This window comes from Arsukibacterium sp., from assembly GCF_036735525.1.
In the GTDB taxonomy this organism is placed as follows: Bacteria; Pseudomonadota; Gammaproteobacteria; order Enterobacterales; family Alteromonadaceae; genus Alishewanella.
The window spans coordinates 40,345-59,638 of the sequence record NZ_DAINOE010000003.1 but is presented as its reverse complement, the minus strand read 5'-3'; the positions used below and the strand labels follow the sequence as shown (position 1 = coordinate 59,638).

Below are 19,294 nucleotides of genomic sequence, written 5' to 3'. Positions count from 1 at the left end.
GCGGCTAAGCACAACACACTGTTAATGAGAACAAGCGATTTATGAGCGCAGATTTTGTATTTGGTATTCACGCGGTAAATGCGTTATTGGCCCGGGCGCCACAAGATATTTTAGAGCTGTTTGTGCTAAAAGATCGCGAAGATAAACGCATGCAACCGCTTATTCAGCAAGCCCGGCAACAGGGGATTTCGGTGCAGTTTTGTAACCGCAGAACCCTGGATGATATGGTCAGTGGCCAGCATCAGGGCATAGTGGCCAAAGCCCGTTTAGCCAGCAGTGGCAATGAAAGCGATCTCGCTACGCTTCTCGAACAAAAAGATAAACCGTTTTTGCTGGTGCTGGATGGCATTACCGATCCGCATAATTTAGGGGCTATTTTACGTAGTGCCGATGCCGCTGGCGTACATGCGGTGATTTCGCCAAAAGATCGTTCGGTCAAGCTCACTTCAGTAGTGCGCAAGGTGGCCTGTGGGGCTGCTGAAGCGGTGCCTTTTATTACCGTGACCAATTTAGCCCGTACCTTGCGTGAGTTGCAAGAAGCCGGGGTCTGGGTAGTAGGCGCCGCCGGCGAAACCGAGACCAGTATTTATCAGGCAGATTTTAAAGGCCCCTTAGCCTTAGTGTTAGGTGCCGAGGGTGAGGGTTTACGCCGTTTAACCCGCGAAACTTGCGATAGCCTGGTAAAAATACCTATGTTTGGTACTGTGTCTAGCCTGAATGTGTCGGTAGCCGCCGGGATTTGTTTATTTGAAGCGGTTCGCCAGCGAAGTTAACTACCCCAGTATATTCTGCTTGTTATTTACCCGCTAACTCCGTAAAATACGCGACCTTCGGCCATACACTAACGTTCCTTGCCTCTATGCGAGCCCGGCCGAGCTCACCCGAGGCTTACTAACCGTAAGGAGCTACAATGCGTCATTACGAAATCGTTTTTATGGTTCACCCTGATCAGAGTGAGCAAGTGCCTGGTATGATCGAGCGCTACACCGGCTCAATCAAAGAAGCGGGCGGTACTATCCACCGTTTAGAAGATTGGGGCCGTCGTCAACTGGCTTACCCAATCCAAAAACTGCACAAAGCACACTACGTGCTGATGAATGTGGAAGCACCACAAACAGTGATTGATGAGCTGGAAACTAACTTCCGTTATAACGATGCGGTTTTACGTAACCTGATTATGCGCACTAATGGTGCCGTAGTTGAGCCATCACCTATGGCTAAGGTACGTGATGAGCGTCGTGAGCGTGCTCCTCGTGAAACTGAAGAGCATGTAGCAAACGAAGAGTAAGTTGACGTATGGACAATCTCATCGTGCTCAGCGGCGCCGTCTGTCGGCACCCTGAACGCAGTGAAAGTCCGGCGGGGATCCCGCACACTGTTATCAGCATAGAACATCGCAGCATGCAGCAAGAAGCAGGTCTTAACCGTCAGGCTTATGTCCGGATGCAAGTAGTGCTCAGCGGCACAGTGTTACATCAGCAAGCTCAAACTTTGACGTTGGGTAGCATGGTAAAGGTTAGCGGGTTTTTAAACCGGCACCAAAACCGCAGTGGTCAGGCAAAACTGGTACTGCACGCCCAGCAGATTGAACAAATAAGTTAGGAGACAGACAAATGTCACGTTTTTTCCGTCGCCGTAAATTCTGCCGTTTTTCTGCAGAAGGCACTGTAGAGATTGATTACAAAGATACCGCTGTTCTGAAAAACTACGTTACAGAAAGCGGCAAGATCGTACCTAGCCGTATTACTGGTACCAGCGCTAAGTATCAGCGTCAGCTGGCTCGTGCTATCAAGCGCGCTCGCTACCTGGCTCTGCTGCCATACAGCGACTCACACAGCTAATACAGAAGGGGTATAAGTATGCAAGTTATTCTGTTAGACAAAGTCTCAAACCTTGGTGGTTTAGGTGACAATGTTACTGTTAAGTCTGGTTATGCTCGTAACTTCTTATTCCCACAAGGAAAAGCGGTTCCAGCTAACAAAGCTAACATCGAGAAATTTGAAGCTCGCCGTGCTGAATTAGAAGCCAAACTGGCTACTGATTTAGCTGCTGCTAACGACCGCGCTGCTAAGCTGGCGGCACTGGCTGAAGTGACTATCGCTTCTAAAGCCGGTGACGAAGGCAAGCTGTTCGGTTCAGTAGGTACCCGCGATATCGCGGATGCCATTACTGAAGCTGGCGTGCCAGTGACTAAAGCTGAAGTGAAATTACCTAACGGTACTTTACGTGATACTGGCGAGTTCGATATCGATCTGCAGTTACACGCTGAAGTAGTAGCAACCATTAAAGTTGTTATTATCGCTGAAGCCTAAGGCTCAGAGCGCACTGCTCGCGCAGTGCGCTTCTCTTTTCTGCACCAATCCTCTCTCTTCTCCGTTGTTCCATATGTCGCTTTTCTTTTATCCTGTGTTTATATGCTAATTTTTTACAGTCTGTGCTTTTTATTCTGTTTCTTGCAGGGTAGCATTGCAGCCTGAGTTTGATAATCCAGTCGGTGTTATGAGTAGTCCAAAAGATAAGCAGGTGGCGGCGATTAAGATGCCTCCACATTCGATTGAAGCCGAGCAATCGGTGCTGGGCGGAATGATGCTGGATAATGAGGCCTGGGATCGGGTGTCAGAAAAAGTGGTGGAGCAGGATTTTTATCTGCGCTCGCATCGCTTTATTTTCAGTGCCATGTCGCGTCTGGCTGAGAGCAACCAACCGATAGACTTAATTACCGTGTCAGAATCGCTGGAAGCCAATCAGCAACTGGACGACATTGGGGGTTTTGCCTATTTAGGCGAAATTGCCAAAAATACCCCCAGTGCCGCCAATATTATGGCTTATGCCGACATAGTGCGCGAGCGCGCTGTGGTGCGCGATATGATATCGGTCGCCCACGATATTGCCGATGCCGGTTACGACACCCAGGGCCGTACCAGTGCAGAACTGCTCGATTTTGCCGAAACCAAGGTATTTAAAATTGCAGAGCAGCGCGCCAATGCCAATGAAGGGCCTGAGCCGATTAACAGCATACTGGCGAAAACCATCGACAAAATTGATGCCTTGTACCAATCGCCACAAAATGGCATTACCGGCTTATCGTCTGGCTATGTCGATTTGGACAAAATGACCAATGGTTTCCAACCGTCGGATTTAATCATTGTCGCAGCGCGGCCTTCTATGGGTAAAACTACCTTTGCCATGAACCTGTGTGAGCATGCGGCGATTACCAGCGATAAACCTGTGCTGATTTTTAGTCTGGAAATGCCCTCAGATCAAATTATGATGCGGATGTTGGCCTCACTGGGCCGCATTAACCAAACCAAGGTGCGCACCGGGCAGTTAGAAGATGAAGACTGGGCCCGCTTATCCTCGGCCATTGAGCTATTAAACACCAAAGGCAAAATGTATATCGATGATGCCTCTGGCCTGACACCCACTGAAGTGCGCTCAAGAGCGCGGCGGGTAGCGCGGGAGCATGGTGGTTTGAGCATGATCATGGTCGATTACCTGCAGCTGATGACAGTACCTGGCTTAAGTGAAAACCGTACCCTGGAAATTGCCGAAATTTCGCGCTCTTTAAAAGCCTTGGCGAAAGAGCTAAAAGTGCCGGTAGTGGCGCTGTCTCAGTTAAACCGAGGCCTGGAGCAACGCGCAGATAAAAGGCCGGTGAATTCTGACTTGCGTGAGTCCGGCTCTATAGAGCAAGACGCCGATTTAATCATGTTTATCTACCGTGATGAGGTGTATCACGAAGACAGTGCTGATAAAGGCCTGGCCGAAATCATCATCGGTAAACAGCGTAACGGCCCTATCGGCAAGGTGCGGCTGACCTTTCATGGCCATTATTCGCGCTTTGATAACTACGCGGGAAGCGCGCGTTTTGAGGATGAATATTAATGAGCCGCCGGCCATTGGCGCACATTGATTTATCTGCTCTGCAGCATAATCTGGCCAGGGTAAAACAGTTGGCAGCCAACAGTCAGGTGCTGGCCGTATTAAAAGCCAACGCCTATGGGCATGGCCTGGTGCAGGTGGCTCAAGCGCTTCACCAGGCGGATGCATTTGCGGTGGCGCGCATCGATGAAGCCCTGGCACTGCGTACCGGTGGCATCGTTAAACCTATAGTGCTGCTGGAAGGCTTTTATGAAGCCGCTGAGCTGCCGGTATTGCTGGCCAATAACCTGCAAACCGTGGTGCATAACCAACTGCAACTGGAAGCGCTGGAGCAAACACCGCTGGCCGGACAATTGAAAGTCTGGTTAAAAATTGATACCGGCATGCACAGGTTGGGTATAGCGCCTGCGCAAACTGACGAGTATTATCGCCGATTATGGCAATGCGCAACGGTGCAGCCTGGCATTCGTTTAATGAGCCATTTTTGTTGTGCCGACGAACTGGCCGCACCTCAAACCCTGCAGCAACTGGCTTTATTTCAACAACTCTGTGCTGATAAAGCGGAGCAATGTAGTCTGGCCAACAGTGCAGGTATCATTGCCTGGCCGCAAAGCCAGTTAGATTGGGTGCGACCAGGGTTAATGCTGCATGGTATCTCACCCATGCTGGGGCAACTTGGCAGGGATCATCTATTGCTGCCGGTAATGCGTTTAAGCAGCAGAGTCATAGCTATGCGACAGGTGAAGCAGGGGGATACTGTAGGTTATGGTGCCAGTTGGCAAGCAAAAGCTGATACTGTTATCGCGGTGATTGCCATTGGCTATGGGGACGGTTATCCGCGTCACGCCGCCAATGGCACACCAGTGTGGTTAAATGGCCGCATCGTTCACCTCGCCGGGCGCGTGTCAATGGATATGATCACCGTTGATTTAGGGCCAGAGCCTGACGCAACAATTGGTGATGAAGCGGTATTATGGGGGCCAGAGTTACCCATAGAACAAGTTGCAACGGCTGCAGGCACTGTTGCTTATGAGTTGTTATGCAACATTACGCCGCGGGTAGATTACCGGTATACTAATATTAAGTAATGGTGGCAGCCATGGTAATCTGGTACTGGCAGATAGCCTTGCATGGGTTAGCTGCCAGAGACACCCTTACTTATCAAAACTCACTTCAATATGAACTTTACCAAACTCAGAATTAAACGGCATTAAGATGGTGGGACCTTCACCTTTGTGGGTAATAGTGTGGTTCTTCCCTGAGACTATAATGGGCGTGGCCATGGTAAATTCATAACCTTTATCCCCTAAAATGCGTTTTGCGCCACCAGTCACCATATTGGTGATTTCGCCGACCATATCGGTGACATCAGCATTAATACCTTTGGGGCGTTCACCAAGCATCCGGAACATAATTTCCAGTGCCAGCGGTTCTTCAAAACTGACGGAAAACGACCCTTTGATAGTGGGGCCGACCATGCCAATTAATCCGGATACATCACCGCGGGCGATTTCATCTTTTTTAATCCGCGGCTGGCCAGGGGTAATAGTAGTGTTGGCCATAGTTGCCAATACATTAACTAATGAAGACAAAAACGGGTTTATATACTCTACATTCATCTGTCATGCCTATTGGTTAACGTCGGTTGCGCACAATGTGTCGCGCAGTGTGAGTGAAAAGTGTTATTAGCATAAGACTAGGTGTGTTTTAAAAAATAAACAAGATAGCTTATTGTTTTTATAATCATTTATCCAGTCAATTTTGCTGGCAACTTCGACAGGTGCCAAGGCCTTCAATCGTTTGATGTTGCAGTACAAAACCGCTGATTTCGGCTAACCGGCTGAATTCTTGTTGTAAGGCGCTGGAATGCAACTCAGTGACATTGCCACAATGCTGGCATATCAGTAATTGCGCCGGATGATGATGGCCAAAATGATGGCAGAGCATAAAGGCATTATTAGATTCTATTTTATGAATAAAACCCTGCTCAGTTAAAAATTCCAGTGCCCGGTATATAGTGGCAGGTTTGGCTGCCGGTTCAGTGGCTTTTAATTGTTCCAGTAGCTCATAAGCACCCTGGCCTCCCTGGCTTTCGGCCATTAAACGAAACACCTTTTCCCGAATGGCAGTAAAGCGCGCACCTTTTTGCTCACACATGGTCCGGGCCCTGCTTACCAGAGATTCAGTGGACATAAGCTTTCTCCTGTTACTATCTGAAGCAGTGTAACATATTGCTAAACAACTGCCATACTCAGCGCTATAACAGCCCGGTAAACCTTGAGAGCAATACCTTGCTGCTGCATTGCATCAAAACAGTCCTTTTACAGAAGGGTTATGCTAAAATTATGCTCATAAAGTACCTCATTCAGATACGAAGGTGAAGTGAGTTTGAACGCATCTATTTTGCCCCAACGCTTCTCAGTAGCACCCATGTTGGATTGGACGGATAAACATTGCCGTTATTTTCACCGGTTGATGACCCGCCATGCAGTGCTCTATACCGAAATGGTGACAACCGGCGCAATTATTCATGGTAAAGGCGATTATCTGGCTTTTGATATGGCTGAGCAACCCGTGGTGTTACAACTGGGTGGCTCAGACCCGGCGCAGTTAGCACACTGTGCCAGACTAGCCGAGCAACGCGGTTATGCTGCAGTCAATTTGAATGTCGGTTGTCCATCCGACCGGGTGCAAAACGGTATGTTTGGTGCTTGCTTAATGGCGAATCCGCAACTGGTAGCGGATTGTGTAAAAGCGATGCAGGATGCGGTATCCATACCGGTATCAGTGAAAACCCGTATCGGTATTGATGACTCGGATGACTATCAGTTTTTGCAGGATTTTGTATCTGTAGTATCTGAAGCCGGTTGTCAGCAATTTGTTGTGCATGCCCGCAAAGCCTGGTTACAAGGCTTAAGCCCAAAAGAAAACCGCGAAATTCCGCCGCTGAATTACCCCAGGGTATATCAGTTAAAGCAGGAGTTCCCCTTGCTGGATATCAGTATTAATGGCGGGGTTAAAACACTGCAACACGCCAGGGAGTTGCTGGAATATTTGGATGGCGTCATGATCGGGCGTGAAGCTTATACCAACCCTTATTTATTAAGCCAGGTAGATGCGTCGCTATATCAGGATCCGCATCCGTTGCTGAGTCAGCATCAACTTGTGCAACAGATGGCCAGTTATGCGGAGCAACAAATGCAACAAGGCGCTCGTTTCTGGCATATAGCCCGGCACATGCTGGGGTTATTTCAGGGTATGCCGGGCGCCCGGCAATGGCGGCGTTTACTCAGTGAGCAAGGGCATCTGGCAGAGGCAACACCGGAATTACTGCTACAGGCGTTGGCAAAAGTCCCGGAAGTTGAGCTGGCGTGAAGTCATCAAGGTTTAAATCCTACTGGTGAATTTGACTAAATGACTGGTTAAATTCACTACTTTTTAGTTCTAGCTGTTTTTTTCAGCAGTGATTGATGTTAGGTATTAAAATAAAATAACTTATAAATCAATATCTTAAAATTATCACCTTAGTTGGCATAAGCCTTGAAATAACTAGTGAACTGAAATGGTTCAGTTCACTAAAAGTTACGTTAAGGAGCATATGATGCCAGTATCAACTTTAAGCCTTGTTGTGTTTTCACTGACCTTAGGTCAGGCGGCACCTGCTGAGATGACCACCAATGTCGATTATAATCCGCAGGTTAATATTGCACCAATCCTGGTTGATGGCCGCAGTAAATTGGCGGCACAACTGGAGTTAATGCACTATCAGCAACAGCAACAGTTAAGCCATACCATACAACAGCAATCCAGTCAGGCATTGCTTGGTATCGCTATGCAAGCAACGACCTCGGCTCAAACTATAGGCGTTGCCAGTGTGACTTTGGCGCAGTCCGCCTTGCTGCCATCGCGGAGCGAATAACCATGCTGATGTCAGGCAGTGTAATACTGCTGATGTATTTACTGCCGGTGCTGGGATTAATTCTCGGTTGTGTACCGGCCTGGCTGGTATGGCATTTTCATAAGCCAGGTTACCGGCGTTAGTACCATTGCCGTCTGGTAAAACCAGGCAAGTCTATCTGTTAAGACAAGGAACTAATATGACAATTGAACGCAATAAAAGCTGGTATCGTTTAACAGCAGCTGGCAAAATTTCTGGTGTCTGTGCTGGTTTGGCAGATTATTATCAACAGCCGGTGTTAATGGTACGTGTTATCGCCGTGGTATTGTTACTGTGTTCTGGTTTGCTGGCGCTTGCAGCCTATGTAGCGGCGGCCATGTTGTTACCCAAATGTTATTACTGACTTTACGGTAACTCGCCACAATTTTATGGTATAACGCATACCTGAACTGATTAAACTGTTACATTTACCTGCGGTTTATCATTCGTTAAAGGAGTTAACTATGCGAGTTGTGTCCCTGCGAGTTTTATCTATGTTGCTTTGTTCAGTGGCGTTGTTGTTTACTGCTGTTCTGAGTGCGACCCAGCTGAGTATTGAGCCGGGGCAGATCCGTATGCCGATGCCAGGCAGGACTGTCACTGCCGCGTATTTAACTATTTATAATCAACAGCAACAAGCTGTCACCCTGATAGCGGCTTCTAGCCCCGCGTTTGAACGTGTTGAAATTCATACCCACTTACATCAGGATGGCGTGATGCGTATGGTACGCCTTGACAAGCTGGACCTTGCTGCTGAGCAAAGCGTTACCTTTCAGCCTGGTGGTTTACATTTGATGTTATTTAATCCACAACAAGAGCTTACTGAAAGTCTAAAAATACCGTTGACCCTGGAATTTGCGGATGGCCAGACATTACACACAGAGCTGCCCGTGGTAGCTATGCCAAGGCGATAAATATGTCATTGCTCAATAAGTCATTACAGCGCACTCTGCTGCTATCGGCGGCGATATTGGTATTTTTGTTGTTTCTACTCAGTTGCTGGATTAGCCGCGAACTGGCTCTGCTGGTCGACGAGGTGCAGAACAGCCATAGTGTGAATCAGCAGCGTGTTGTTGGCTACCCAACAGTAACGGCGCTGATCCGGGTAACTGAAACCTTGCTGGATAAGCCGGGTGGATATTTGTCAAATGATGTGCTGCCACCTTTTAGCTTACTGGATAATATGCCTGCGTGGGAATTTGGGGTGTTAGAAATGTCCCGGGATTTAACCTTAGCCTTGCGCAGAGATTTTAGCCGTTCACAGTCGCAATCGGCTGAAAATGCTTTCTTGCGGGTGGCGCAGCCGCAGCTGAATATTGATCATCAAAGCTGGATGTTACCCAGTGCAGAATCTGAATACCGTAAAGCCATTGCTCAGTTGTATTTATATCGCTCAGCCTTAGCAGATGCCAACCAGCCTGATAACCAGTTTTATGCCAGGGCAGATAATCTGCGTTCCTGGTTGAAAAATGTTGAAAAGCGTTTAGGCAGTTATTCACAGCGCCTCAGTGCCAGTGTCGGTCAAGAGCGTTTTAATACGGATTTAGCGGGTGATGCTGAAGCCCGGCAATCTACCGGTACTATGATCGCGCAGCGTGTTCAGACCAGCTGGTGGAAAATTGATGACGAATTTTATGAGGCCCGAGGTGCCGCCTGGGCCTTATTGCATTTTTTAAAAGCAGTAGAAGTGGATTTTGCTGATGTATTGCACCGACGTAATGCCATGGTCAGTTTGCAACAAATCATCCGGGAGCTGGAAGCTACTCAGCAAACCGTCTGGAGCCCAATGGTGCTAAATGGCAGTGGCTTTGGTTTGCTGGCTAATCATAGTTTGGTCATGGCAAATTACATTTCCCGTGCGAATGCCGCTTTAATTGAATTATCGGAATTACTGTCTCAAGGATAGCCTTTATGAAAAATACCTTTGTCATTGCATTGCTGGCTGCCGGTATCAGCACCAGTGCCCAGGCAGACACTTTACTTGGTTTGTATCTAGGCGCCGATGGTTGGCGTACCGATACGAGTGGTAGCTTTGGAAACAATGAGCCTCTGCAAGCCTTTAATTTTGAGCCCTCCACTCAAAGTAGTTTTTATCTGGCGTTGGAGCATCCAATACCGGTTTTGCCTAATGTTCGTTTACAATACAATGATTTGAAATCCAGTGGCAGTACTGATATTCAGCAGCAATTTAACTTTGCCGGCCAAAACTTTAATGTCAACAGCCGCATTTTTAACGAATTGGATTTAAGCAGCACTGATGTCGTGCTGTATTATGAGCTTTTAGATAATGCATTGCTTTCATTGGATTTTGGCTTAAACGCAAAATTGGTTGAAGGGCGTGCCTTTGTTCGAGAGCAAGTGCCACAAGGCCGAAGCGGTGAAGAGGAGGTATCACAATGGCTACCAATGTTGTATGCCAGTACTCAGGTGGGATTGCCTTTAACCGGTTTGGATCTGTTCGCCAGTGGAAGTTTTATCGGCTGGAGCGATAGTCGCATGTATGATGTGCAAGCCGGTGTAGCTTATAAAGTCGTAGATAGTCTGGCAGTAAATGTGCGCTTAAAACTGGGTTACCGGGCGGTAAACTTAAAGCTGGATGATCTAGACAACCTCTATACTAACGTCGATTTTAAAGGCGTATTCGCCGGAATAGAACTTCACTTTTAGCCTTTTTCAGCCGCCAGTGTGGTTTTGCTCTCTGGCGGCGTCTTGTGAGTCCCGCTTAATCGTTTTATAGTGTAGTTACTTGTTTTGCGGCAGGCCGTATTTTGACTGAACTCTACCGACATTTATTAGTGCCGCTATATGCGGCGGCCTTGCTGGCAATGTTATTGCTAAGTTTATGGTTTCGCTATGATGCCACTATGCAGTTTCAAAGCCAGTTACAGCAATTTTCAGCGCTGGCACAAATAGGTTTGCGTCCTTATTTAGGGAAAGTTCCGCCGGAGCAGGTTGCTGCGCATTTGACCCAGTTAAAATTTAGTTCCTCTTTACCTTTGTCGGCGTTGGCAGTGTATAGCCGTCATGGCGAATTACTGGCCAGTACTGTAGCTATTGAACCACTGCCGGCGCAATTGCAGATTGAGCTCAGTGAGCGGTTTTTATTCACACATTTGCCAGATGGCCGCGCTATGGCCTGGCAACCGCTATCATCGGTTGATATTGCCGCTAGCGGCAGTCCTGCCCAATTTTATCTTGCTGTGCAGTTCGACAGTTACAGCAACCGTGAGCTGTGGTTATGGCCCACTGCCTTGAGCGCCTTGTTGCTAGTGATATTGTTGTTGCTGCATAGTAGTTGGCTGCGCCGTTACTTTAAACGTCAGCAAACCGATATTAATCAATTGCAGCAGTGGTTTAGTCTGCTTGGGCGTGGTCAGCACACTGAGCGGTTCACAGCCCGGGTGCATAGCGCTGTACTGCCACTGAAACATACCGCTAATGAATTGGCGTCCCAGTTAGAACAACAGCATTTACGGCATCAGCAACAGCAACATCAGTTGGAACTGCGCGCTCAGCAATTACAGCAAAGTGAGCAGCAACTTAACGCAGAAGTATTGCGTCAAAAAAGCGAGCTGCGTTTGCAAGAACAGCAACTACAGTTGTGGTTACAAAATACCCGGCAAATGTGGTTAGCAAGAGATCAACTGGATACGGCTGAATTGACGGTGTTATTGTCCAGCAATCTGTTACAGGGGCACTTTTTGTTTTCGGCTGCCATTGTGCCGCCCTCACCTTTGCCAATGCCTAAGGCGTTGTCGGAACTGGTTTGCTCTTTGCCCGGTATCTTGCCTGAAAACATTATTCTGGAATGTGTTGAAGACAGCAGCTGCCTGACGCTGATGCCTTATATCGAACAGGATGTATTCCACTTTTTGTTGCAGGCATTGATCCGATGCGGTTTGCGCTCAACGGGCGTCAGCAGGTTGCAGTTGAGGATTAAATTACAGGCAGTCAAAGATCAATGCCAACTTCAATTACAACTGCATTGTGATGGCGATGGTTTGCCAGCTACACTGATTACCGAACTGCAGCAGCTGCCACCTGCGTTATTGCCCTGGCAGCAGGCAGATTTGGGATTGTTATCTGCGGTGGGGCAGGCACCGCAAGCTAATCTTACCGTGCAGTCACTGGATGGCTTAGGCTGCAATATCAGCTTAATGCTTACTTTACCCGCCGTTACCCAGTCACCTCCGACCTTACTACCCTTGCTGATAGTCTTGGATGCAGATCATGAGCGGTTAACTGAGCGCAAACTGTTATTTAGTGCTTTAGCAGCACAAAGCTTGTATTGCTCCAGTTTTACTGAACTTGAGCGAATGCTGCAGCGACATCAACCGGATGTATTGCTGATGCAAGATGTGCATAAGTTAGGTGAATTGCCTCTGACATTGAAAGCCTTACTAAGACGGCAAAACATTATAGTCTGTGGTGCTCTTGCGCCCAATTGGTCGTTCCCTGTCAGTTATTATCATTGTTTTTGCAGTGAACAGTTATTAGTAAGGGCTCAGCAACTATTTGAGGTGCAATCAGTTAAGCAATTGCTGGTAGTGGATGACAGTGAAACTAATCTGGCCTTTGTAAGGTTAGTGTTAAAAGATAAACCGTTGTCGGTAATTACGGCCAGTACAGGCGCCGAGGTACTAACGCTGTGTCAATATCAGCAGTTTGATCTTATTTTGCTGGATATCCAGTTACCCGATATGTCAGGCGTTGATATAGCCCGACATCTAAGGCAACAGCCGGCCTATCAGCATACTCCCATCTTGGCGTTTACTGCCCATGCCCTTCCCGAAGAAATCGCTACTTTTTTAGCTGCTGGTATGAATGATATTATTGTTAAACCGCTTGAACCGCAAAGGCTGGAAACCTTGCTACACCATTATCAATTGTTATCCTAAATCGCCTCGAATTGCACAACAGGCGCCAGCATTTTCTGTAGGGCGCTGATATAGTGTTGCTGTGGTTGGCACTGAATAAGTGGCAGCAGCTCAGCACCTGTTGGGGTATATTTATAGTACTGCAGGACCACACCGGCTTGTTTAACACTGCCGTTAAGCACTTGTTGTTGTATCTGCCAATGCACACGTTGACCGTTTTGCAATTCACCACTTTCTATTTCACTGCTATGTAAAATACCGATATCAATTAGACTTAATATTTGTGGGTAGCTTAATTGAAATTGGCTCAGGTTTAACAGTGCCAGTTGTCGGCCAGTTAACCAATGCCACAGCGAGGGTTTACGGCTATAGCCAAAGTAAATGCGAGCGGCCTGCTCAGATCGCAATCTACAACTCAAGGCAGCTGCATGTTGCAAGGCAACCGCTTCACGAACACTCATTTGCTTTAGTGTTAACAGGGTTTTTAACGCAAAACGCCCTGGCGCTGCCAATTCACCGGCCAGAATTTTAGCCCAAAGTTGCTGCATGCTGGCGTTTGAAATATCCAGTACCAATTCGCAATATTGATTAAACCAATCGGGCTCTATGTCTTGTTGAGGTAGTTGCACTGAGCAATACTCTTCGGCCAGTGACATAATACGCTCAAGGTTTGCTTGCTGGCGTTCATGTTGCATTTGCTTTCGTCGTGCCGCTCTTTCCGCCAGACTAAGGTTGCCATCAGTTCCAGCGGCACCTGAACGTGACAGTAACTGACCAAAACGTTGCCGGGCGGCAGTAGCACTGAGGTTGCTCACAGCTTCGTTCTCAGCTGCCACAACCGCTTTGCTCAGCGCTTGCTTGCCCGCGTGCTGAACTTTGCGTTGTGTAATGGATGAACCAATTTTCGTCATATTTCTTGTTAATGGCTGAGTTGCGGCAATACCCATCTTGGCACTAACGCCTGCCTGGGGCAAGCTAACTGAAACAATCAACCACAGGTCTTATACTTTTTTGACGCTTTGAAAGCTAATTGCGATGGTATTTTATTTGCTGTGACATAGCATCGTGCTAAATTGCTTGAGCAGGTGTTCAAAATAATTAAACAGGGCTTCCTCTTTTAGTAAATAAGCATGTATATTTAATAGCGTAATCAAGTAAAAGGCTATGCAATGACGCCACATGAAACAGATGAAGGATTTCTGTTTTTAGCAGAAGACGAGATATCAGCACAAGTAGCTACACCCAGCAGAGGGGAGTGGCATCTGCTTATTGTTGATGACGATGAAGAAATTCATACTGTGACCAGGCTGGCGTTAAGTGATCTGCTGGTGCTGGGTAAAAAACTGGTGTTTCATCATGTGTACTCGGCTAAAGAAGCCATCGCTTTTTTATCGCAACGACAAGATATTGCCCTGGTGCTGCTTGATGTCGTGATGGAAACTGACGATGCCGGTTTGCAGGTGGTCCGGCAAATCAGGGATGAATTAGGGTTAGATGAGCTCAGAATTGTACTGAGAACCGGTCAGCCCGGTTACGCTCCTGAAGAGAGCGTGATCAAAGAATACGACATTAACGATTACAAAACGAAAACCGAGTTGACCCGTAGCAAGCTGGTTACGTCCATCATTTCTTCTATTCGTTCTTATCAGCAAATTAGGACTATCAATCAAAGCCGTATTGGCCTGCAAAAAATTATTAATGCCGGTGCCAATTTGTTAGAGCAGCATTCTTTGCATGAGTTTTCAGAAGGCGTAGTTACACAAATTTCGTCGCTGATTGGCTTGCATGCAGAGGGCGTATTGTGCGCACAGATTGAAGATGATGGCAGTGCCAGTGATAAAATTTATGTGCTTGGCGCGGCTGGCCATTATGCGCCCTTTATCAAGTGTCAGTTAGATCGCATTGAAAACACCCAGATCATTGAGCAAATCAAGCTTTGTCTGCACACCCGGCAACATATTTTTAATGCCAACGATACAGTGTTGTATCTGGGTAATGATGCGCACTGCGCCGCGGTATACATTGAGACCAACAGGCCTATTGAAGATATCGACAGGCAGCTTATAGAGGTGTTTTTAAGCAACATTTCAATTGGCTATGAAAACGTTACGCTTTTTCAGCAACTTAAACATGCTGCTTATATAGATCCTCTGACCAAAACGCCTAACCGCAATGAATTTATTCAGATATTGCAGGATACCCGGCGCTTTGATCCCCAGGGGATGGTGGCAGTACTGATTGATATTGACCATTTTTCTGATGTCAATGATGGCTTAGGGCAGGATGTCGGCAATGACTTACTGATTGCGGTAACACTACGGATTATTGAGCATTTTGGCATCAGCTCGCAGTTAGGGCGTATTGGCGCCGATGTGTTTGGTTTGGTCGGACCAGAGCAGGAATTAACACCTGAGCGATTAAATGCACTATTTGATGAGCCCTTCCAGGCATCAGAACATGCGCTGCAGGTCAATGCCACCTTTGGCCTGTGCCGGTTAATGGATTCTGCCGAACAGGGGCTTACCATTTTAAAACATGTTTATATCGCTCTTAATAAAGCCAAAAAGAATATAAGTTTAAATTACCAGTTTTATCAACAAGATATGGAAGACGAGATGGCAGGTCGCTTGTCCATGCTGCGCATGCTGCGTTCTGATTTCGCTCGTGACAAATTGCAGCTGTGGTATCAGCCGCAGTTAGCCTTAGCCACTGAGCAAGTGGTCGGTATGGAAGCCTTATTGCGTTGGCCGCAGCAACCCGGACAATTTATTTCGCCGGCGGTGTTTATTCCGCTGGCCGAATATTCAGGGTTAATCGTAGATATCGGCTTATGGGTACTGGAGCAAGCCTGTTTGCAAATTCGTCAGTTAACCGAGCTGGGTTTTGTGAATCTGCGTATTGCCGTTGATGTGTCTATGCCGCAATTTCGCAGTCAGCACTTTGTGCAATCGGTGATTGACAGTGTGCAACGCCATCAGATTGATCCGGCGCTACTCGAGTTAGAAATTACCGAATCCGTGGTAATGGATGAGCCAAAAATAGTTATTGATGCACTACAAAAGCTGAAAAGCTTCGGCATTAAAGTGGCTATTGATGATTTTGGTATTGGTTTTTCCTCGTTAAGTTACTTGCAGCAATTACCGCTGGATCGCATCAAAGTCGATAGAGCCTTTATTCGTGATATCTGTACTAATGGTGGTGAATTAATTGCTGAGACTATTGTTAGCCTGGGCCGGCGTTTAGGGTTATCTACCATCGCCGAAGGGGTGGAAACACAGGAGCAACTGCAGGCCATTAAAGCCATGGGCTGTGATGAAGTGCAGGGGTTTTATTATGCCAAGCCTATGCCCAGCACGGAGTTAATCGAGTACCTGAAATTGCATACCGGTGGAGGCTAGATGCTGCCAAAGATAAAAAAGCCGGTTTAGAACCGGCTTTTTTATGAACTGAGCTTACTGTTTAGCGCGCTCAAAGGAGGTCATGATTTCGGCTTTAGCCGCTGCGGCATCAGCCCAACCCAGCACTTTTACCCATTTACCTGGCTCAAGCTCTTTGTAGCGCTCAAAGAAATGCTGAATTTGCTGTTTAAGCAGTTCAGGTACATCGTTAATGTCCTGAATATGGTCATACAGTTTGGTCAGCTTGCTGACTGGCACGGCGATGACTTTGGCATCTTCACCTGATTCATCAGACATATTTAATACGCCAACCGGACGGCAGCGGATAACGGCACCCGGAACCAGTGGGTAAGGTGTTGGTACTAACACATCTACCGGATCACCATCTAATGACAAAGTATGGTTTACAAAACCATAGTTACACGGATAAAACATTGGCGTTGACATGAAGCGGTCAACCCAGACAGTGCCGGTATCTTTATCTACTTCGTATTTAATTGGGTCGGCATTGGCCGGAATTTCAATAATAACGTTGATTTCATCTGGCAGGTTTTTACCTGCCGCTACATCGCTTAAACTCATTGCTCTGTCCTTTTTGGTTATTCGAATGCCGCCATTATAATGGCGACAATAAAAATGGCTATATATTGTTGCCGGGTCTCGACCAAAGGCTTAGCCCGTCAAACCGAATTACTGCGCTTCAGGGTGACTTTTTATGGTAGCCAAGGCAGCTTTCCACTTCATGTTTAGAACCAAGAATAACCGCTACCCGTTGATGAATATCGGTAGGCACTATCTCCATAATCCGCAGAAAGCCGGTTGAGCTAATACCACCGGCTTGCTCTACCAAAAAGCTCATCGGATTGGCTTCGTACATTAAGCGCAGTTTATCGGGTTTGTTTGGATCTTTGCGATCGCTTGGATAAGCAAAGATCCCCCCGCGACAAAGGATGCGGTGCACATCACCAACCATGGCGGCTATCCAGCGCATATTGTAGTTTTTACCGCGAGGGCCTTCTTTACCCAGCAGTAAATCTGCTATGTAAGCTTGCATTTCTGGTTGCCAATAGCGCTGGTTCGACATATTTAGCGCAAATTCTGTGGTGTACTTAGGGATGGTCGCCTGTTCTGCAGTCAGCAAAAAACCGCCATAGGTATTATCCAGCGTATAAAATCGGGTGCCTTTGCCTGTGGTCAGTGCCAGCATAGTCGAGGGGCCATATAACACATAGCCGGCGGCCAGTTGCGCGGTACCTGGCTGTAAAAATTGAGCGGCATCATCAGCAGACAGCTCAGCTTTAGCAGGCAATACTGAGAAGATGGTGCCGATTAAACTGTTGATGTCTGTATTAGAGGAGCCGTCCAGCGGGTCAAAAGTCACCAGGTATTTACCTTGTGGATTGCCGGCGACAATAAAATCTTCTTCTTCAGAGCTGATGGCTTTCACCACGCCGGTTTCCAGAATCACTTCTTTTAACAGCTCATTGGCGATGATATCGAGTTTTTTCTGTGTTTCGCCCTGGACGTTTTCTGCCAGGGTAGAACCGAGCACGCCCGCTAATTCGCCCCGACTTACCCGAAACGCAATTTCACGACAAGCAGCGAGGATGGTTTTAAGTAAGGCTATCAGGTCCGGATCAACGCCGTCCTGTTGCAGTACTGGAGAAATACGACGCATGGTACAGGTCCTTTTTTTAATATTGTGTAGTGAGGCCTGGCTATTTTAAAGAATTTATCCGCAAATTGCAGTTTTGATCGCAGCTTTATGCATATTTGCTACAATGGAACGCGTTTTTGCAGTGGAAAACCTTATGCATATACATATTTTAGGCATTTGTGGCACCTTCATGGGCGGTATTGCCGCTATCGCTAAGGCCATGGGACACCAGGTCACAGGCTCAGATCAGCAAGTCTACCCGCCGATGAGTGAGCAGTTGGCAGCCTTAGGTATAGGCTTAATTCAGGGCTATGACAGTGCTCAATTTTATCCTGAGCCTGACTTGGTGATTATTGGGAATGCGTTATCTCGCGGCAACCCGGCGGTAGAATACGTGCTGGACCGTGGCCTTCGTTATACTTCAGGCCCACAGTGGTTAGCAGAGCAAGTGCTGCAAGACCGCTGGGTACTTGCCGTAGCCGGTACCCATGGCAAAACCACCACCAGCAGTATGCTGGCCCGGATTTTAGAAGCTGCTGGCCTTAACCCTGGTTTTTTAATTGGTGGTATCCCGCAAAATTTTGATTGCTCGGCCAGGTTAGGCCAGTCACCATTTTTTGTCATTGAAGCCGATGAATACGACACGGCTTTTTTTGATAAGCGCTCTAAATTTGTGCATTACCGGCCGCGTACGCTGATCATTAATAATCTTGAGTTTGATCATGCGGATATTTTCGCTGATTTGGCGGCTATTCAGCGGCAGTTTCACCATTTATTGCGCATGGTGCCCGCTAATGGCCTGGTGTTATCCCCGGAAGATACCATGGCGGTCAGTCAAACACTGGCCATGGGCTGTTGGAGTGAACGCCAGAGTTATGGTCAGGATTGGCAGGCAGAACTGATAGATTCCGATGGCAGTGCTTTTAAACTGTTTTATCAACAGCAATACCAAGGTGAATTGCACTGGGGGTTAAGCGGCCAGCACAATGTCGATAACGCGGTAATGGCTATAGCTGCGGCCCGTCATGTCGGGGTGCCTGTTGCTGTGGCACTGGAGGCGCTAAGCCATTTTGTTGCACCGAAGCGGCGCATGGAGTTAAAAGCCGAGATTGCCGGCATTAAGGTGTATGATGACTTTGCTCATCACCCAACGGCCATTGCCACTACCTTGCAAGGCGTGCGTAATAAAGTGGGCCAGGGGCGCTTAATCGCCGTACTGGAACCACGCTCTAATACTATGCGCATGGGGGTGCATGAAGCGGCCTTGCCAGTATCGCTGGCTATTGCCGATAAAGTGCATTTATTTGAGCCCGCCAACGTCAATTGGTCATTGGAGCCATTATGCCGCAGTCTTAGCCCCAAAGCGCAACTGTGGCATGACATCCCTGACCTTATTGCGCAGCTGGTCTTAGATGCCCGCGCCGGTGATAACATTGTCATGATGAGTAATGGCAGTTTCGGCGGTATTCACGACAAACTGGTGGCGGCGCTGGCGCAACATTGGCACCACCCCAGCAATAGCCGCGATGACATTTAACAAGGT

21 protein-coding genes are annotated in these 19,294 nt (G+C 47.5%); 16 read left to right on the top strand and 5 right to left on the bottom strand.

Features of this window, described 5'->3' with window-relative positions; translation table 11 throughout:
• Positions 1–41 precede the first annotated feature (41 nt).
• From rlmB to alr, 7 genes are all read left to right on the top strand, one after another.
• Positions 42–773 (top strand): 23S rRNA (guanosine(2251)-2'-O)-methyltransferase RlmB, encoded by a 732-nt coding sequence (gene rlmB / locus V7D78_RS01360; protein WP_333606629.1) that lies wholly within the window; start codon positions 42–44, stop codon positions 771–773.
• A gap of 137 nt (positions 774–910) precedes the next feature.
• Entirely contained in the window at positions 911–1,288 is a 378-nt protein-coding gene (gene rpsF / locus V7D78_RS01355) for a 30S ribosomal protein S6 (protein WP_333606628.1), read from the top strand.
• 8 nt (positions 1,289–1,296) lie between these two features.
• Positions 1,297–1,602: a primosomal replication protein N gene (gene priB, locus V7D78_RS01350; RefSeq protein WP_333606627.1), complete on the top strand. Its 306-nt coding sequence runs from the start codon at positions 1,297–1,299 to the stop codon at positions 1,600–1,602.
• An 11-nt stretch (positions 1,603–1,613) separates the two neighbouring features.
• Positions 1,614–1,841 carry a 30S ribosomal protein S18 gene (gene rpsR, locus V7D78_RS01345; RefSeq protein WP_008218940.1) on the top strand — a complete coding sequence of 76 codons (228 nt, stop codon included), beginning with the start codon at positions 1,614–1,616 and terminating at the stop codon, positions 1,839–1,841.
• Between the two features lie 18 nt (positions 1,842–1,859).
• The gene (rplI, locus tag V7D78_RS01340; protein ID WP_333606626.1) at positions 1,860–2,312 is read left to right on the top strand and encodes a 50S ribosomal protein L9; all 453 of its coding nucleotides are present in this window, start codon (positions 1,860–1,862) and stop codon (positions 2,310–2,312) included.
• A gap of 187 nt (positions 2,313–2,499) precedes the next feature.
• Positions 2,500–3,885, top strand: a complete 1,386-nt coding sequence (gene dnaB, locus V7D78_RS01335) for a replicative DNA helicase (protein WP_333606625.1) — start codon at positions 2,500–2,502, stop codon at positions 3,883–3,885.
• Positions 3,885–4,970, top strand: a complete 1,086-nt coding sequence (gene alr / locus V7D78_RS01330; protein WP_333606624.1) for an alanine racemase — start codon at positions 3,885–3,887, stop codon at positions 4,968–4,970. The genes dnaB and alr overlap by 1 nt, the downstream gene beginning before the upstream one ends.
• Before the next feature lie 66 nt (positions 4,971–5,036).
• On the opposite strand, the gene V7D78_RS01325 is transcribed toward alr, so the two are convergent.
• Both V7D78_RS01325 and V7D78_RS01320 read right to left on the bottom strand, forming a co-directional pair.
• Positions 5,037–5,501 carry a chemotaxis protein CheX gene (locus V7D78_RS01325; RefSeq protein WP_333606623.1) on the bottom strand — a complete coding sequence of 155 codons (465 nt, stop codon included), beginning with the start codon at positions 5,499–5,501 and terminating at the stop codon, positions 5,037–5,039.
• A 136-nt stretch (positions 5,502–5,637) separates the two neighbouring features.
• Positions 5,638–6,075 carry a transcriptional repressor gene (locus V7D78_RS01320; protein WP_333606622.1) on the bottom strand — a complete coding sequence of 146 codons (438 nt, stop codon included), beginning with the start codon at positions 6,073–6,075 and terminating at the stop codon, positions 5,638–5,640.
• Positions 6,076–6,270: 195 nt separating this feature from the next.
• Between V7D78_RS01320 and dusA the strand changes: the two genes are divergently transcribed.
• From dusA to V7D78_RS01285, 7 genes are all read left to right on the top strand, one after another.
• The gene (dusA, locus tag V7D78_RS01315) at positions 6,271–7,257 is read left to right on the top strand and encodes a tRNA dihydrouridine(20/20a) synthase DusA (RefSeq protein ID WP_333606621.1); all 987 of its coding nucleotides are present in this window, start codon (positions 6,271–6,273) and stop codon (positions 7,255–7,257) included.
• 226 nt (positions 7,258–7,483) lie between these two features.
• Positions 7,484–7,801, top strand: coding sequence for a hypothetical protein (locus tag V7D78_RS01310; RefSeq protein WP_333606620.1), 318 nt, complete (start codon positions 7,484–7,486; stop codon positions 7,799–7,801).
• A 178-nt stretch (positions 7,802–7,979) separates the two neighbouring features.
• Complete coding sequence (locus tag V7D78_RS01305; protein ID WP_333606619.1) at positions 7,980–8,183, top strand: PspC domain-containing protein; 204 nt, start codon at positions 7,980–7,982, stop codon at positions 8,181–8,183.
• A 100-nt stretch (positions 8,184–8,283) separates the two neighbouring features.
• Positions 8,284–8,733, top strand: a complete 450-nt coding sequence (locus V7D78_RS01300) for a copper chaperone PCu(A)C (RefSeq protein WP_333606618.1) — start codon at positions 8,284–8,286, stop codon at positions 8,731–8,733.
• Positions 8,734–8,735: 2 nt separating this feature from the next.
• The gene (locus V7D78_RS01295; RefSeq protein WP_333606617.1) at positions 8,736–9,725 is read left to right on the top strand and encodes a DUF2333 family protein; all 990 of its coding nucleotides are present in this window, start codon (positions 8,736–8,738) and stop codon (positions 9,723–9,725) included.
• Positions 9,726–9,730: 5 nt separating this feature from the next.
• Complete coding sequence (locus tag V7D78_RS01290; RefSeq protein WP_333606616.1) at positions 9,731–10,486, top strand: TIGR04219 family outer membrane beta-barrel protein; 756 nt, start codon at positions 9,731–9,733, stop codon at positions 10,484–10,486.
• Between the two features lie 101 nt (positions 10,487–10,587).
• Positions 10,588–12,717, top strand: a complete 2,130-nt coding sequence (locus V7D78_RS01285) for a response regulator (RefSeq protein ID WP_333606615.1) — start codon at positions 10,588–10,590, stop codon at positions 12,715–12,717.
• On the opposite strand, the gene V7D78_RS01280 is transcribed toward V7D78_RS01285, so the two are convergent.
• Positions 12,714–13,643 (bottom strand): TIGR03899 family protein, encoded by a 930-nt coding sequence (locus V7D78_RS01280; RefSeq protein WP_333606614.1) that lies wholly within the window; start codon positions 13,641–13,643, stop codon positions 12,714–12,716. The two genes, V7D78_RS01285 and V7D78_RS01280, sit on opposite strands and share 4 nt — an antisense overlap.
• A gap of 222 nt (positions 13,644–13,865) precedes the next feature.
• Here V7D78_RS01280 and V7D78_RS01275 point away from each other — a divergent pair, with 222 nt between their 5' ends.
• Positions 13,866–16,094, top strand: a complete 2,229-nt coding sequence (locus tag V7D78_RS01275; protein ID WP_333606613.1) for an EAL domain-containing response regulator — start codon at positions 13,866–13,868, stop codon at positions 16,092–16,094.
• A gap of 54 nt (positions 16,095–16,148) precedes the next feature.
• Here V7D78_RS01275 and ppa read toward each other — a convergent pair whose 3' ends face one another.
• A complete protein-coding gene (gene ppa / locus V7D78_RS01270) occupies positions 16,149–16,676 on the bottom strand; it encodes an inorganic diphosphatase (RefSeq protein WP_333606612.1) in 528 nt (175 codons plus the stop codon).
• Positions 16,677–16,794: 118 nt separating this feature from the next.
• On the bottom strand, positions 16,795–17,772 hold the full coding sequence (locus V7D78_RS01265; RefSeq protein WP_333606611.1) for a class 1 fructose-bisphosphatase: 978 nt from the start codon (positions 17,770–17,772) through the stop codon (positions 16,795–16,797).
• Between the two features lie 133 nt (positions 17,773–17,905).
• Between V7D78_RS01265 and mpl the strand changes: the two genes are divergently transcribed.
• Positions 17,906–19,288 (top strand): UDP-N-acetylmuramate:L-alanyl-gamma-D-glutamyl-meso-diaminopimelate ligase, encoded by a 1,383-nt coding sequence (gene mpl, locus V7D78_RS01260; RefSeq protein ID WP_333606610.1) that lies wholly within the window; start codon positions 17,906–17,908, stop codon positions 19,286–19,288.
• Positions 19,289–19,294 lie beyond the last annotated feature (6 nt).